A 14359-nucleotide genomic window follows, 5' to 3' on the forward strand; every position below is an offset into this window, starting at 1 on the left:
GCCCCGTACCTCCCCGACCCCGCCCGACTCCGACTGGACTCAAGGTTCGCAGGAGCCTGCCCGCTCGCAAGCCGGAGTGATGACCGAACGACACACGCATCGTCCGCGGGGAGCCAGCGTGCAAGCACGCTTGGACAGTCGGGCGGTTCCAACGTCCGGTAGCTGGGATGCTCCCTCTGCGTGCGAGCGAGCATCCCTCAGGGTGCGGGCGAGGGCAGGTCCGCGCACACGCGCAGGCCCATCGTCACGTCGCGCAGCGAGGGCTCTGGCAGCTCCCGGTTCGTCGCGCGCGCGGAGGTCGCCGCGAAGGAGAAGCTCCCACCGCGCGCCACCGCACGGCCTGGCTCCAGCCATGAGCGCGTCCACTCCCAGACATTGCCGGCCATGTCGTCCACGCCGAAGGGACTGCGCGACGCGGGGTGACTGCCCACCTCGTCCGGGCCGAAGCCTCCCGGCTGCTTGCCGTACGTGGCGTCGATGTTGGCGTCGTCCGCGCCCAGCCGGTCGCCATGAGGGAACTCGCGTCCGTCCACGCCGCGCGCCGCGCGCTCCCACTCCAGCTCCGAGCACAACCTCGCGCCCGGCACCCGGTCGCTGAACGACAGCCACGACACGTACTTCTCCGCGTCCGCGAAGGAGATGCCGCTCACCGGGAAGCGGCGCCAGTCCTGCTCGCCCCGCCGCGTGCGATTCGCATAGCGCACGGGCTCTCCCGCGCGCGCCTCGTATGGCACGTTGCCGGGCTGGAAGCGCAGCCGCCAGACCCCGTCCACCTGGTCGAGCGAGAGGTGTCCCGCGTACCCGCCCGTGCCCACGTGGGGCCGGTGCGAGGCGCGCGGCTCGACAGACATCGACTCCAGGAAGGCGAGCCAGTCGGCATACGTCACCTCATGGCGCGCGATGAGGAAGCCGGGCACCTGCACCGCGTGCTGCGGCACCGCGTTGAAGAACTCGCGGACGCTCGCATCTGCGGCGCTGCCGAAGCGCACCTCTCCCGGCGGCACGAAGACGTAGTCCGTGGGAATCGCACCCACGCGAGGCAGCCGAAGCTCCAGCCGCCGAGCCTCTCCGCGTCTCAGCAACAAGGGCTGCGTCACCGGCTCGTGGTCCGGCGCGCGCAACGTGAGCTGGTAGAGCCCGGGCGGGACGGAGACGTCCATCCACGGCTCCGACTCCAGCGGCAGCGGAGCACCTGGCTGCTCGTCGCCGAGCGCATCGCGCATCAACGGACGCAGCTCCACCTCGACGTCGTGCGCGGCGACGTCCAGGGTGAGGCGCGCGGGCGCGGTCCACCGCGTCCAGCGCTCGCCCCGCGAGTCATAGAGCCGCAGGCGTTGCAGGAGCGTGGGCAGCGCCGAGACTTCGCCTTCCTGCTCGGCCCACAGGGCCCGCTCGAAGAGGAAGTCCGCGAGCGCGTCGCGAACGTCCGGTCGCTCCGGCGCCAGGGCCAGGGCCCGCTCCAGTCGACCGGAGACTCCGTCGAAGCGGTGCCGCAGTTGCGCGGCCCGGGCCACGCTCTTGCTCCACAGCCGGTCCGCGTCGGGCTTCTGGCCGCTGCCATAGAGACGGAAGGCCTCGGCGCGCTCGGAGTGGAGCAGGTCCTTCGTCTCCACCACCGTCTCCAGGGAGTGCTGGGCTTCGTCCAGTTCGGCGCGCACCTGACGCTCCAGGCTCCAGCGCTCGCGCAGCTTCAGGCCGCCGTAGACCAGGCCCAGCGACAGGATGAAGCCCACGGTCAGCGCATGTCGCACGCCCCGGCTGCGCACGAGCGTGCGTCGCGAGGCGCGCAGGAAGTCCTGCTCGCGGCGCGTCAGCTCGCCCGAGTCCAGCACCGCCGCCTCGGCGAGCTGGCGCGGCCCCCACAGCAGCTCGCGCGAGTGGTTCAGCTTCTCCCAGTGCGCGGCGGCGGTCTCCAGCAGGGCCTGCACCTCCCGGCGCTCGGCGGCCTCCGCGAGCCAGCGCGCCAGGGAGTTCCAACCGGACAGCAGCGCCTCGTGGGCGAGCTCGTAGGACGTTCCTTCCGGCGCCTCGCGCGCCACCAGCAGCCGGGCCCGGACGAGTGCCTCCAGCGCGGCGCGATAGCGCACGTCCTCTCCCGCGAGCTCCCGGTCCGTCTTGCGCGCGCGGGTCCCGTCGGCGGTGACGAGCCGCAGCAGCACGCCTCTCGCCGCCACGCGCTGGTCTGGCAGGAGCCGCTCCACCGCGGCGTCCGCGTGTTTCGCCAGCGCGCCCGCCACGCCGCCCAGCGAGTCCAGCGCGGCCTGGGTAATCACCTGCGCCTTCGCGTCGCGAGCCTCCCACAGCTCCGCGAGCGCGAACTGGAGCAGCGGGAGCCCGCCCTCGGCCGCGGCCGTGACGAGCGAGTCCACCAGCGCCTCCGACTCGAAGCGCACGCCCTTCACGCGCGCGGGGCCGGTGACGGCCTCCCGGGTCTCCTCGGCGGTGAGCGCGCGCAGCAGGTACAGCGCGCGAGGGACTTCCGCGCCCAGGCCCGGCACGGAGGTGAGCCGGGTGAGGAAGTCGCTGCGACTGGAGGCCAGCAGGCGCACGCCACTGGCGCCTTCCGCGAGCCCGCCCAGGGCCTGTCCCGCCAGCGCCGCTTCGAGGGGCTCGGCCAGGGTCGCCAGTTCCTCGAGTTGATCCACGTAGACGAGCAGGCCCTCGCGCGCGCCCAGGCGGGCCCGGAGCCTGCGCACCAGGCCCGAGGGCTCCGAGCGGAGTGCCTCGGCCAGCGGCTCCTCTTCCATCGACAGGAGAGGCGCGAGCGCCGCAGCGAGGGCGGCGACGGGCTTGCGGCCCGGCACCAGTCGGACGGAGTGCCAGCGCCGCCCGTCCTCCAGTCCGCCTTCGGCCACGGAGGGGAGGATGCCGGCCAGACAGAGGGAGGACTTGCCCACGCCGGAGTCACCGGTGATGAGCAGGAAGGACTCGGAGCGCAGCCGCTCCAGGACGGCACGGCACTCGCGGCGACGGCCGAAGAAGAGCGCGCGGTGCTCGGCTTCGAAGGCACGCAGGCCCCGGTAGGGATTGCCCTCGGGCACGTGCGTGGGGGCGTCCTCGCGCGACAGGGCCTCGAGCGCCTCCAGCAGCAGCGCGGCGGAGCCGAAGCGCTCGGAGGGCTCGCGACGCAGGCACCGGTCGATGACCCCGGCGAAGGTGGCGTCGACATGGGGCGCGACGGTGGCCAGGGGCAGCGCGTCCTGGGTGCGGACCACGTGGGGCAGCTCGCGCCAGACGACGTCGCGGAAGGGCCCGCGGCCGACGCACAGCTCGTAGAGGACGACGCCCAGCGAGTACACGTCACTGCGCGCCGTCAGGTCCTCGCCCGCCCAGGCCTCGGGGGACATGTAGTAGGGCGTGCCCACCAGCGCGCCCTGCGGCAGCGAGGGCAGGAAGACACCGTCCAGCGAGCGCGCGGAGAAGTGCGGGTTGGCCTCCGGGTCCAGGTCCGCCGGCAGTTCTGGCGGGGGGGCGTTCCGGGGCGGTGCGGCGTCCTCCGGGCCGGCGGCGCTGTCCAGGAGCTTGGCGAGCCCGAAGTCGAGCAGCTTCACGGCGCCGCTCTCGGTGAGCACGGCGTTGCCGGGTTTGATATCGCGGTGGAGCACGCCTCGACGGTGGGCGGCGCTCAGGCCCCTAGCCAAATCCCGGCCGATGGTGAGCACGCGCTCCCACCGCAGGGGCTTCACCAACCGGTCCAGGCTCACGCCCCGGATGAACTCCGAGACGAGGTAGGGCTGCTCGTCGAGCTGTCCCACCCGGTAGAGCGTGACGACATTGGGGTGCTGGATGCGCGCGGCGGCACGGGCCTCGACGAGGAAGCGGGCCAGGGCATTGGGGCCGAGCGAGGGGATGAACTTCACCGCCACCGGGCGTTCGAGGAGCGTGTCCTGGGCCAGGTACACGCGGCCGGTCCGCCCTCGACCGATGGGCCGCACGATTCGGTACTCGTCGAACTCCAGGGGCGGCGCCCACGCGTCTGGCGGCGAGGCTGCAGGGATTCCCACCAGGAGGGCGTATGCATCCCCGCTGGGAACGGCAACCCTCCCCGGCGTGGAACACCTCCGGGCGCGGTAGAGGGGCTCTGGGAAGTGTCAGGTGGTGGGCATTCACCCTTCGCTACGGACTCAGCCCTCCTGGCCTTCCCGCTTACGCGCCTTGCTCGGCTTGAGCATGTTGCGGATCTTGTTTTCCAGGTCCTGAGGCAGGCACGGCTTGGCGACGAACTCGTCGGCGCCGGCTTCACGTGCGTGCTCCGCGTTGCCGGCGAGGACGTGTCCCGTCAGGGCCATCACTGGGATGTCGCGAGTACGCAGGTCCTGCTTGATGCGCCGGGTGGCTTCCCAGCCGTCCATGACGGGCAGGGACAGGTCCATGAGGATGATGTCCGGCTCGTTCGACTGGGCCTTCTCCACCGCCTCCATGCCATCGCGGGCGGTATCCACCTCGAAGCCGACGAACTCCAGATACTCCGCATACATCTCGCGGGCATCGTCGAAGTCATCGACGACCAGGACCCGCCTGCGTCCCCCCTGGGACGCGTCCGGGCTTGTGCCCGGCACCAGCTCTTCGGAAGTGGGGGTGGCCGTGCGCGTCATGGAACAGGCGCCTCGTGTGTAGGGGAACAGCGGTGGACAATCTATGCACGCATCCACCCTGGCGCCCACCCCACCGCGACTCGGGAACCCCCTGCCCACCGTTCAATGGAGAACGGTGGGGGACACATCACCACCGCACAGGCACGCGGATCAGCTCACTCGTTGGAGATGTAGACCCGGATGGGCCACACGTTCGGCGCGGTGGATTCGGCCCGAACCATGAGGACGCGGCCCGAAGGCATGACCGCGAACAAGGGATACTTGCTTCGGGCTCCCTCAGGAAGGGGCCGGAGCAGCCCTCCCCAATCCTCCCAGGCCCCATCACGCAAGCGGCGGACATAAAACGACTCTGCCTGCTCCGGGACTTCCGCCTCTCGCAACAGGACCACCGGGTTTCCTGCCGGGTCCAAGGACAATCCCAAGGCGGCAACCTGCGTCGCTCCCGCGAAGCGGCCCGCCATCGGTGCCCCAAGCTGAACCCAATCCAATCCATCCCATGCGCGAAGCCGGACCTCATCCCCAGAAGAAGCCAGGAGGTTGAGGGGACGCTCCAAGGCATCCAACCCCCATACACCCCCGGGATTCTGGGAAGGAAGGGGAATGGCCTGCCAGCTTCCCGCCTGCCACCGTCGCATGTATCCCCAATCATCTCCCGTGGTGCTCCACTCGGTCCACCTCACGAGAGGGCCCTGCGCACCACGAAAGTCCATGCGCGGCCCTATCATCGACGCTGTCGGGACCACCTTGAGCGCCGCTCCCAACTGAGACCAGTGGTCGCTCTCCCATCTCCAGACCAAGAGCTGAGATCCCTCAAAGTTCCCCGAGGCGAAGCCCAGATACCACTGCCCTGCCGCGCTCCTACCCAGGGCGACACTCCAGGGATTGAGTGGGCTTGGAACGGGCGCACCCATGGCTTCCCAACCTGTTCCGTTCCAACGATGCACATAGACCACCGAGCCGTGAAATTCGCTCCAGGCCACGACGGGCTCATCGTTGGCATCCAATGCAAGGGCAAGGCCCGTAGGAAGCTGAGAGGGAGAGTCCGTGCGCAACCCGGCTCCCAACAACTCCCAGGTCTCTCCGGTCCACCGGCGCACGTACACCCCGTTTCGGAGCTCATCGACCCAGGCCACGACCGGCCGTCCAGCAGTGTCCAACTGGAGCGCCTCATAGAGCGCTGACGTGTCTGTCCTCGACTCCGTGAACAAGAAATCGCCGAGCGGCAAGAAGCCAGGCAGGGACCAACTCCACGCCTCCCCGGCCGGCACTGAGTTGCCCGCCACGTCCGTCACCGAGTCAGCGAACATCACCTTCACGAGCACATCGAGTGGAGGACGTGAAAGCGGACTCACGGTCACCGTCGTTCCATCGACGGAGAGGGACACGTCCGCGGCGATGATGTTCGCGCCCGCGAACATCCGAACGGAAGTCGAATGGACGGTCGCCGAATCCAACCGCTCCGAGAAGACGGCCTGGACCACATGATTCACGGGAACCAAGGCAGCACCTGTCGAAGGAGTGCGCGAAACCCATGACGGAGCAGACCGGTCCACGGTGAGCGGTTGCGGCGCGCTAAGAAACACCTTGGAACCAAGAGTCGCGCGAATGTGCAGCACGTGTTGTCCCTCCGCGAGGCCTTGGGTATCCAACTGCTTCATGTACGGGGGGAGGAGCGTCGCCACGCTCTCGCCATCGACCAACAGCTCCACCAACTCTGGAGTGGGGCCATTCAACTCAACCGACACACCGAGGGAACCATTCGTGGCGGTCCTCGACGTGACGAGCACCAACTGCAGAGAGGGCACACCTGAATCGGGCGTCGAGGCATCTCCTGGCGCGACAGGCCCTGCGTCCGTGTCTTCAGCGACGGGTTGGACTTCAGGAATGTCGATGCAGGCTCCCGCCATGAGCCCCAGGAAGATGAAAGAGACGCGAAGAAAGGAAAGGGACATGGTGTGAAGCCGTGGCAAGCCCTGTTCCAGCTCAAGGCAGGCGCCGAAAGCCCCTCATGCCAGGAAGCAGGTGCGCGCCTGGGTGTGGAGCGCCAGGAATGCGTATCCCGGAACATGGACTCGCGTCTACGCACCAGGATTTGGACCCAGAAACACCAACGCCTCCGTGAGCAAGCTCACGGAGGCGCGGTCATGATTCATTGAAGCAATGTCGAAGGGCTCAAGCCCTGTCGGATGTTACGGAGCAGGCACCGGAACCGGCTGGGTCGCGATGCTATTGACCGTCAGGTCCACGGTGAGCGGCTGGCCCCAGATGCTCTGGTAGGTCTCGGTGACACCACGCTCCGCCAGCTTCGAGAACGCGACCTGCATCGACGTGGTGCTCGGGATGATTCCCACGCCAGAGTAGACGAACGAGTAACGGGTGCTGTACCCCGAGGTGGTGATGGGGAAGACAGGCAACTCGGGCTGCTGCACACGAGTCTGGTAGGGAGCCGTGGGCTCGTTGATGCTCAGCACGAAACCCTGACCACTGTAGTTGCCCACTTCGCCAAACGACCCACGACCCACGGTCCCGTTGTTGTCGATGTCGACGTTGAAGAAGACCTGCACCTTCGAACCGTCAGCGAACACGGGCGGAGTGAAGAGGGGGGAGCTGAAGTTGATGTAGACGAGCTCACCCGTGTTGAGCTGCTGCGAGGTGGGCGCCGTCAACGACGTCTCCTGATAACGCGCCTCCGCGATGGTCACCGGCGTCACGGTGCCGGTCTCGCCACCGAAGAAGAAGCCGGTGCGGGAGTAGAGGTTGCCGGTCTCCGCGGAGACAGCGCGCAGGTCCAGGTTGTACTCCTTGCCCGTCTGCACCACGCCGTTGCCCGGCGTGACAGTGGCGCTGTAGCCACCATTGCCCAGAGCCACGGTGACGGGCAGCGCCTCCTTGGCGTACTCGTCCGTCAGACGCACCAGCAAGGAGCTCGGCTGCACGGGGTGGTTGAAGTACAGGTAGATGGGCTCGCCCGGCCGCACCATGTTGCGCAGCGGATGCGGATCCGCGGCACCCCGCAGCATCGCCACGTTGCTGCCCTCGACGGTCAGCGTCGCGTTCGTCGGCCGCGAGTTGGGCAGGTTGATGAGGCGCGTGGTCCCAGAGGCCACCACGTCGCTGGCGAAGTAGCTGCTCACGTAGCCGTTGGTCTCCGGCACGCCGTCACTGTTGGAGTCCACCGCGGACACCCACAGCCGGTACTGGCCCTGGTTCAGGCGCGCCAGTTCCTGCGCGGCCGGGATGCCCTGGAACACCAGCGCGCCCTGGTCGTCGGACGTCGCCTCGACGACCACCGTGCTCACCACGCGCGTGGTGCTGTCGTTGTTCGACAGGATGATGGTGCCCGCGGGCGCGGCCTCGAGCGTCGCGCGCACGTTCGCCGCGGGACGGCCCTGCGGCGTCACCAGCAGGAAGCGCAGCGAGCCGTCCAGACGCGTCAGCGTCACGGGGCCGAAGCTCACGTTCGCGTTGTTGATGGGCACGTTGCCCGCCGACGACGGAATCGTCGACGTGGCCCGCAGCGTGGCATAGCCCGCCTTGGTGAAGGTCAGCAGCACCTGGGAGCCGGCCGGGACGTCCTTGAACTCGAAGTTGCCCTTCGCATCCGTCGTCCCAGCGAGCGGATCCGCGGAGCTGCCGATGGTGATTTCCACCGAGGCCTCGGCGAGCGGCTTCAGGTCCGTGCTCAACACCTGGCCCGACACCGTCCCCTTCGGCGTCGCGGGCGTCACCACCGTCACGCTGTCCGGCTCGCGGATACCGTCGGCGATGCCGTCACCGTTCTCGTCCTTGAAATCATCACCGCACCCCAGCGCCAAGAACGGCACCACGGCCATGACCAGATGCTTCTTCATCATCCCCACCTTGAAAAGATTTGCTTGAGCTCTCACGCCCCCAACCATGAAAGAGCGTGGGGCGGACACTCTCCGACCCGGCCCCTTCACGTCAAGCAGGCGACAGTCGCACTCCCCCTCGTCCCAAACCGCGAACACCACGCCCTGGGGCGATCACAACACACCCCTCCCATTCTCTTAGTTTCCAGAGGGTCTGACGAGACCCTCCCTTGCGCGATGCGTCTTCAGAGCGCCCTGCCCTGGCGAAAAACGACTGCTACGGTGGCCCCATGGTGGATGTGAATGAGCCGTGTCTCGGCTGTGCCATCACACGCGGCGAGCACCGCCCCGTGGGGGGCATCCTGGCCCGGGCTCCAGGGCTGGTGCTGCATGGCGTCGCGGGCCCCAGTCCCGTTCCCGGCTGGGTCGTCATCTCCAGCGAGCAACATGCACGTGCCTGGTACGAGCTGGATGACGCCACGGCGCGGGAGCTGGGTGGGTTCGCCGCTCGGGTGATGCGCGCCCAACGCGAGGTGCTGGGCGCCGAGCACGCATACGCCTTCGCCATCGGCGACGTGCTCCGCCACTGCCACCTGCACCTGGTGCCGCGCTTCCGGGAGACTCCGCGGCGACTGTGGGGCCGCGCGGTGTTCGACGCGGCCCCGGTGGATCATCTCCCCTCGGAGGCGCTGGAGGCCGCCGCTCGCTCGCTCGCCGCCGCACTGGCGGACTGAGGTCACCCTCCAGGCCCCATGGTAGACAGCGACCTCCCTCCCCTGGAGAGAGGTACCGCCGTGTCGTCCGAGTCCCGCAGCCGCGTCCTCGCGAAGATGCTCGAGCGGCTCTACGCCGCGCTCGCGTCCGGACCCAGCCTCAACTGCCGCCCCCACCACAGTCGCCAGCGCCTGGACCTCTCCGTGCTGAGCCGACTGGACGGCACTCCACCTCACGCGGTGCTGGCCGCGCTGCTCGGAGACAAGGCCTCGGCCCGGCTCACCGTGAAGCCGCTCCCAAAGTCGGGCTCGTCCGGACTCTCGACGTCACTCGAAGGCACTCGGGCCAGCGCGGACGACATGCGCGCGCCTCGCGTGGAACTCGAGGCCGACGACGATGAAACAGTCTCAACGTCGACGCGAGCCGAGGAGGAACAACAGGCCCTGCTGCGCAAGCTCGCGGCCATCGTCGAGGACGCCCGCATCTTCGAGCAGGACACCGGCGCGCATGTCCTCCACGTCGGCTTCCCCTTGCTGCACCTGCCCCCGAGCACCAAGGACAAGCGCGGCTTCGGCACCCGGCGCATCCTCGCGCCCATCGCCTTCGTCCCCGTGCGCATCACCGTGAAGAAGGGACGCGCGACGGCGGTCGAGCTGGAAGGCGCCGAAGAAGGCGTGGACCGCGTCGCACCCAACACCGCGTTGCTCGCGTGGCTCGAACAACAGACGGGGGAGCGCTTCGGCGAGCTGTTCGCCGATGAGGAGGGTGTAGACCCCTGGCGCGAGGTCAACGAACTGGCGGCCCTCGTCTCCAAGGCGTTGGAGCTGCCTGCTCCAGCGACCTTCTCGCCCGAGACGCTCCTGGCTCCCGTGCCCCGCTCGGACGAGGAAGGCGCCACGGCCTCCATCATCCCCAGCGCCGTGCTCGGCTTGTATCCGTTGTCGAATCAGAGCCTCGTGGATGACATGCGCGCGCTCGTGGACGGCGAGCCCATCTCCGGTCCGCTGGAGAGCTTCCTGCGAGTGGATGTGTCGCTCGGGCAGGTCGCTCACTCGGGCGGCGGTGAGCGGAACCTGGAGGGGCTCAAGCTCGCCGCCGAGGAACGGCTCGTCACCATCGCGGACCCTTGTCAGGCCCGTGCGGTGCGACTGGCGCGCAGCCGTCGAGGGCTCGTCATCCATGGGCCTCCTGGCACCGGCAAGTCGCAGACCATCGCCAATGCCATCGGCGACCACCTCGCCCGAGGTGAGCGGGTGCTGTTCGTCTGCGACAAACGCACGGCGCTCGACGTCGTGAAGCACCGGCTGGACCACCTGGGCCTGGGCAATCTGTGCGCCGTCGTGCACGACGCACAGAGAGATCAGCGGGACCTCTATATGGGCATCCGCGAACAGCTCGACACCCTGCCCGAAGCGCGGACCCACGCCGCCGTGACGAAGGAGCTGTCCAGCGTGGACGAGGAGATCCAAACCCTCCACGACGAGCTCAGCACCGCCGAGCGCGCCCTCTCCGAGCGCCCCGCCGGCGGCACCGCTCCCTCCTTCCACGAGTTGGTGGGCCAGTGGCTCTCCCTGGAGACTCCCGCCGCGCTCAGTCCCGCCACGTCGTCCCTCGCCTCCGCGCGGCTGGGTGACGTCATCCCGCGCGAGCGCGAGACACGCGAAGTCCTGGAGCGCGCGCTCAAGGAAGGCTACCCGGACAATCCCTGGCGCGAAGCCCTGGGCGTGGACCTGGCCACGTACCTCGCCACGCCGCTGGCCACCTGGCGCGAGCGCCTGAGCACCACGGTCGACGCGGCCCGTGAGGCCGACTCCCTCGCATCCCCGAACATCCCCTCCTTTGGCGCGGAGCCCGAAGCCGAGGGCACAGCGCGCGCCCACTTCGCCGAGCAGCTTGCTCCGCTGCTGGAGACCGCGAACCCTGAAGCGCTCGCGCGCTGGAGCATCGCCTCCGCAGACGCAGTGCGGAGCGCGAAGGCACAGCTCGATGGGCTCGCGCCCCAGGTGAAGGTGCTCTCCGAGGGGCCACTCGATACGGAGCTCGCGTTGATTCAGCGTGAGCAGCCCCAGTCCCTGGGCGCGCTGTCCACGGCGCTCGCCACGCTGGGCGCGTATCTGGGCATCGCCAGCAAGTGGTACGCCTTCTTCTGCTTTGCTCGGAAGGCGGGCGCTCGCAAGGTGCTCCAGCAGTTCGGCCTCACGCTGGGTGCCGCCGCCGCTGACCGTGTCAGTCGATTCCTCACTGGCGCTCGTGCCCGCGCATTGCTGAGCGAGTTCCACCGCTCCACGCTGGCTCCGATTTCCACCAGGACGCAGAGCTCGGCCGTGGGCCTGACCTACCCCGGTGAGGCTCCGAGCTCCGCCGGAGGCCTCTCCACCTTCGCGAGCCTTCCCGATGAGCTGCTGTCGCGGGACCTGCGCACTCACAGCGCCCTCTTCGACGTACTGGGCACGCTGGACAACACGCCTCTGCTCGCCTCGTGCCGCGACGCCGTGCGCCGGGCCCTGACGGGAGACGCCTCCGCTCGCGCCGCGCTGCTCACGGCCCTCCGTCAATCTCCCGCCCGAGGCGCGGCGGTGGCGAAACTGGAGAAGCGCCTCTCCGAAACAGGACTCCTCTCCTCGACGTGGCTCGCCACCCGCTCGCGCGAGCTGCGCGCTGGCGCCCAACTGCTCCCCATCACCTCCGCTTTCCATGCACGTCTGTCCACCGTGGAGGGAATGCTGCGCCTGCGCTCGTTGCTGTCCGGCATGCCGCCCACGCTGGAGACCGCGGTGGAAGCCCTGGCACGCCAGGGCGTGGACGCGGACACGGGATGGACGTCCGTCCTCAAGGCCACGCTCGCCGCGGAGGCGTCCTCACGCCTGCGTGAAGACCCCGCCCTCCAGCACGTCGACGCCGAGCGCGCCCAGGCCACCCAGGCCCGATACCGCGTGCTCGAGGAGAAGAAGCGCGGACTCGTCCGCGACGCCATCCTCCACCGGTGGACGCAGCGCCAGCGCGAGCGCCTGCTCGCCAGCACCGGAGGACGACTCAACACCCAGGGCGCGGAGCTGCGCCGCCGCCTCATGCTCCGAGGCGAGCGCGCCATGCGCGTGCGGCAGGTCATCGCCACCGGCCTCGAACTCGAAGGCGGAGACCCGCTCTTCGACGCCCGCCCCGTGTGGATGGCCAGCCCCCAGACGGTGGCGCAAATCTTCCCGCGCCGCCCCATCTTCGATGTCGTCATCTTCGACGAGTCCTCCCAGTGCCGACTCGAGGAGGCCCTGCCCGTCCTCACCCGCGCCAGGCGCGTCGTCATCGCCGGAGACCCGAAGCAACTCCCGCCCACCCGCTTCTTCGAGTCCGCCGTGGTGCAGAGCCAGGACACCGAAGCTGAAACGGAGCAGGGCCTCTTCGAGGACCAGCAGTCCGAGGTGGAAGACCTGCTCTCCGCCGCGCTCAATCTGGACATCGACCAGTGCTACCTCGACGTCCACTACCGCTCGCGGGATGCGGACCTCATCGCCTTCAGCAACGAGCACTTCTACGACAAGCGGCTCCAGGCCATCCCCGCGCATCCCTCGCACCGCGCACCCCACGCGCCCCTGAGCCTGCTCCCCGTGGGCGGCACCTACGAGAAGCGGGTGAATCTCACCGAGGCCCGCGCCGTGGGCCAGCTCGTGAAGGAACTGCTCGCCCGCCCCGAGCCTCCCTCCATCGGCATCGCCTGCTTCAACCTCTCACAGCGCGACGCCATCACCGACGTCCTCGATGAACTGTCCGCGGAGGACTCCATCTTCGCCGCCCGGCTCGCCGCCGCTCGCACCCGCCGTGGCGCCGGCTCCTTCGAGGGCCTCTTCGTCAAGAACCTCGAGAACGTCCAGGGCGACGAGCGAGACCACCTCATCATCAGCACCACCTACGGGCCCGACCGACAGGGACGTTTCTACCGACGCTTCGGCCCGCTCGGCAGCGCGGGCGGAGGGCGGCGCCTCAACGTGCTCGTCACCCGCGCCCGCCAGCAGGTGCACCTGGTCACCTCCATTCCTCGCGACGCGTACACCGCCCTGCCGCCCGTGGAGTCCGGCCGCCAACCCAACGGAGGCTGGCTCCTCTTCGCCTACCTCCAGTTCGCTGAACGCATCGCCCACGCCCACGCGGAGGCCACTCGCGACGACGCGCTCCCCATCTCCGAGCCCTCCACTCCGCGCGAACTCGTCGTGCGCGAGCGGGAGACCGAGGCGGACTCCGTGTTCGCCCGCGCACTGGCGTCACACCTCGCGCGACGCCACCACGTGTCCTCCGACGTGAACTGGGGCAATGACGGCTTCTGCGTGGACCTCGCCCTGCACCACCCCACCGTCCCGGGCGACGTCACCGTCGGCCTGCTCTGCGACGGCACGCGCTACCCCAAGGCCGCCGACCGTGTGGAGTGGGACCTCTTCCGCACCGCCGTGTTCGAAGGCCAGGGCTGGAAGCTCGTCCGACTCTGGACGCCCCACTTCTTCAGGGACCCGGAAGGAGCCACCACCCACGTGCTCCAGACGGTGGGCGACCTCCTCATGCGCCAGCCCGCGACGGCGCAGGCCACGGAGACCTCCGGCAAGCGCGTCATGCACTGAGCTTCAGGGCGTCTTCGGCGTCGACTCCGGAAGCCACAGGATGCCCAGCTCCAGCTCCACCGCCTCGAAGGGCTCGGCACGCACACGCTCGTCCCCTGTATACGTGCCCAGCTCCACCCAGCGGCCGCCCTCCAGGCGAAACACCTCCAGCGTCCGCTCCTTGGGGTCCACCAGCCAGACATGGCGCACGCCTTCTCGGGCGTAGATGCGCTTCTTCCGCACCCGGTCCAGTGACGCCGTGGACGGAGAGAGCACCTCGCAGACCCAGTCCGGCGCCAGGGTGAAGTACGGCGCGTTCGGCATCTCCGGCATCCGCTCCCGACGCCAGCCCGCCAGGTCCGGCACCAGCACGTCCTGACCGAAGTGCAGCTCCGGCTCCACCAGCAACAGCCAACCTCCAGGCCCTCCCCGGCCCCGCTCGAAGGGTCCGTAGAGCTCGCCCTGAAGGCGGGAATTCGCTCTCGCATGCGGGCTCGCCGGCCGGGGCATGGCGATGAGCTCCCCGTCGATTATCTGCCCGACCATGTTCTCCGGCAGTGCGAGCAGGTCCTCGTACGTCGCCGGCCGCTTCGGTCCCTCACCCATTCCCTCGCTCCTCTCCCCTCTGACTTCCCAC

Annotated in this window: 7 protein-coding genes; 2 read left to right on the top strand and 5 right to left on the bottom strand. The window is 69.1% G+C overall.

The annotated features are described in order from the left end of the window. Positions 1-197: 197 nt before the first annotated feature. The 4 genes from HUW62_RS38800 to HUW62_RS38815 form a co-directional block, all read right to left on the bottom strand. Positions 198-4004 carry an SUMF1/EgtB/PvdO family nonheme iron enzyme gene (locus HUW62_RS38800; protein ID WP_176437277.1) on the bottom strand — a complete coding sequence of 1269 codons (3807 nt, stop codon included), beginning with the start codon at positions 4002-4004 and terminating at the stop codon, positions 198-200. A 120-nt stretch (positions 4005-4124) separates the two neighbouring features. Then, complete coding sequence (locus HUW62_RS38805; RefSeq protein WP_163863636.1) at positions 4125-4595, bottom strand: response regulator; 471 nt, start codon at positions 4593-4595, stop codon at positions 4125-4127. A gap of 155 nt (positions 4596-4750) precedes the next feature. After that, on the bottom strand, positions 4751-6277 hold the full coding sequence (locus tag HUW62_RS38810) for an Ig-like domain-containing protein (RefSeq protein ID WP_176437278.1): 1527 nt from the start codon (positions 6275-6277) through the stop codon (positions 4751-4753). Positions 6278-6784: 507 nt separating this feature from the next. Beyond that, positions 6785-8449 carry a carboxypeptidase-like regulatory domain-containing protein gene (locus HUW62_RS38815; protein WP_176437279.1) on the bottom strand — a complete coding sequence of 555 codons (1665 nt, stop codon included), beginning with the start codon at positions 8447-8449 and terminating at the stop codon, positions 6785-6787. A gap of 266 nt (positions 8450-8715) precedes the next feature. Between HUW62_RS38815 and HUW62_RS38820 the strand changes: the two genes are divergently transcribed. Beyond that, the gene (locus tag HUW62_RS38820; protein WP_163863642.1) at positions 8716-9159 is read left to right on the top strand and encodes an HIT family protein; all 444 of its coding nucleotides are present in this window, start codon (positions 8716-8718) and stop codon (positions 9157-9159) included. A gap of 60 nt (positions 9160-9219) precedes the next feature. Next, complete coding sequence (locus tag HUW62_RS38825) at positions 9220-13743, top strand: AAA domain-containing protein (protein ID WP_176437280.1); 4524 nt, start codon at positions 9220-9222, stop codon at positions 13741-13743. Positions 13744-13746: 3 nt separating this feature from the next. Here HUW62_RS38825 and HUW62_RS38830 read toward each other — a convergent pair whose 3' ends face one another. After that, a complete protein-coding gene (locus HUW62_RS38830) occupies positions 13747-14328 on the bottom strand; it encodes a Uma2 family endonuclease (protein ID WP_163863646.1) in 582 nt (193 codons plus the stop codon). Positions 14329-14359 lie beyond the last annotated feature (31 nt).

The sequence above is a fragment of the Myxococcus sp. AM011 genome (assembly GCF_013372595.1).
GTDB lineage: Bacteria > Myxococcota > Myxococcia > Myxococcales > Myxococcaceae > Myxococcus > Myxococcus eversor.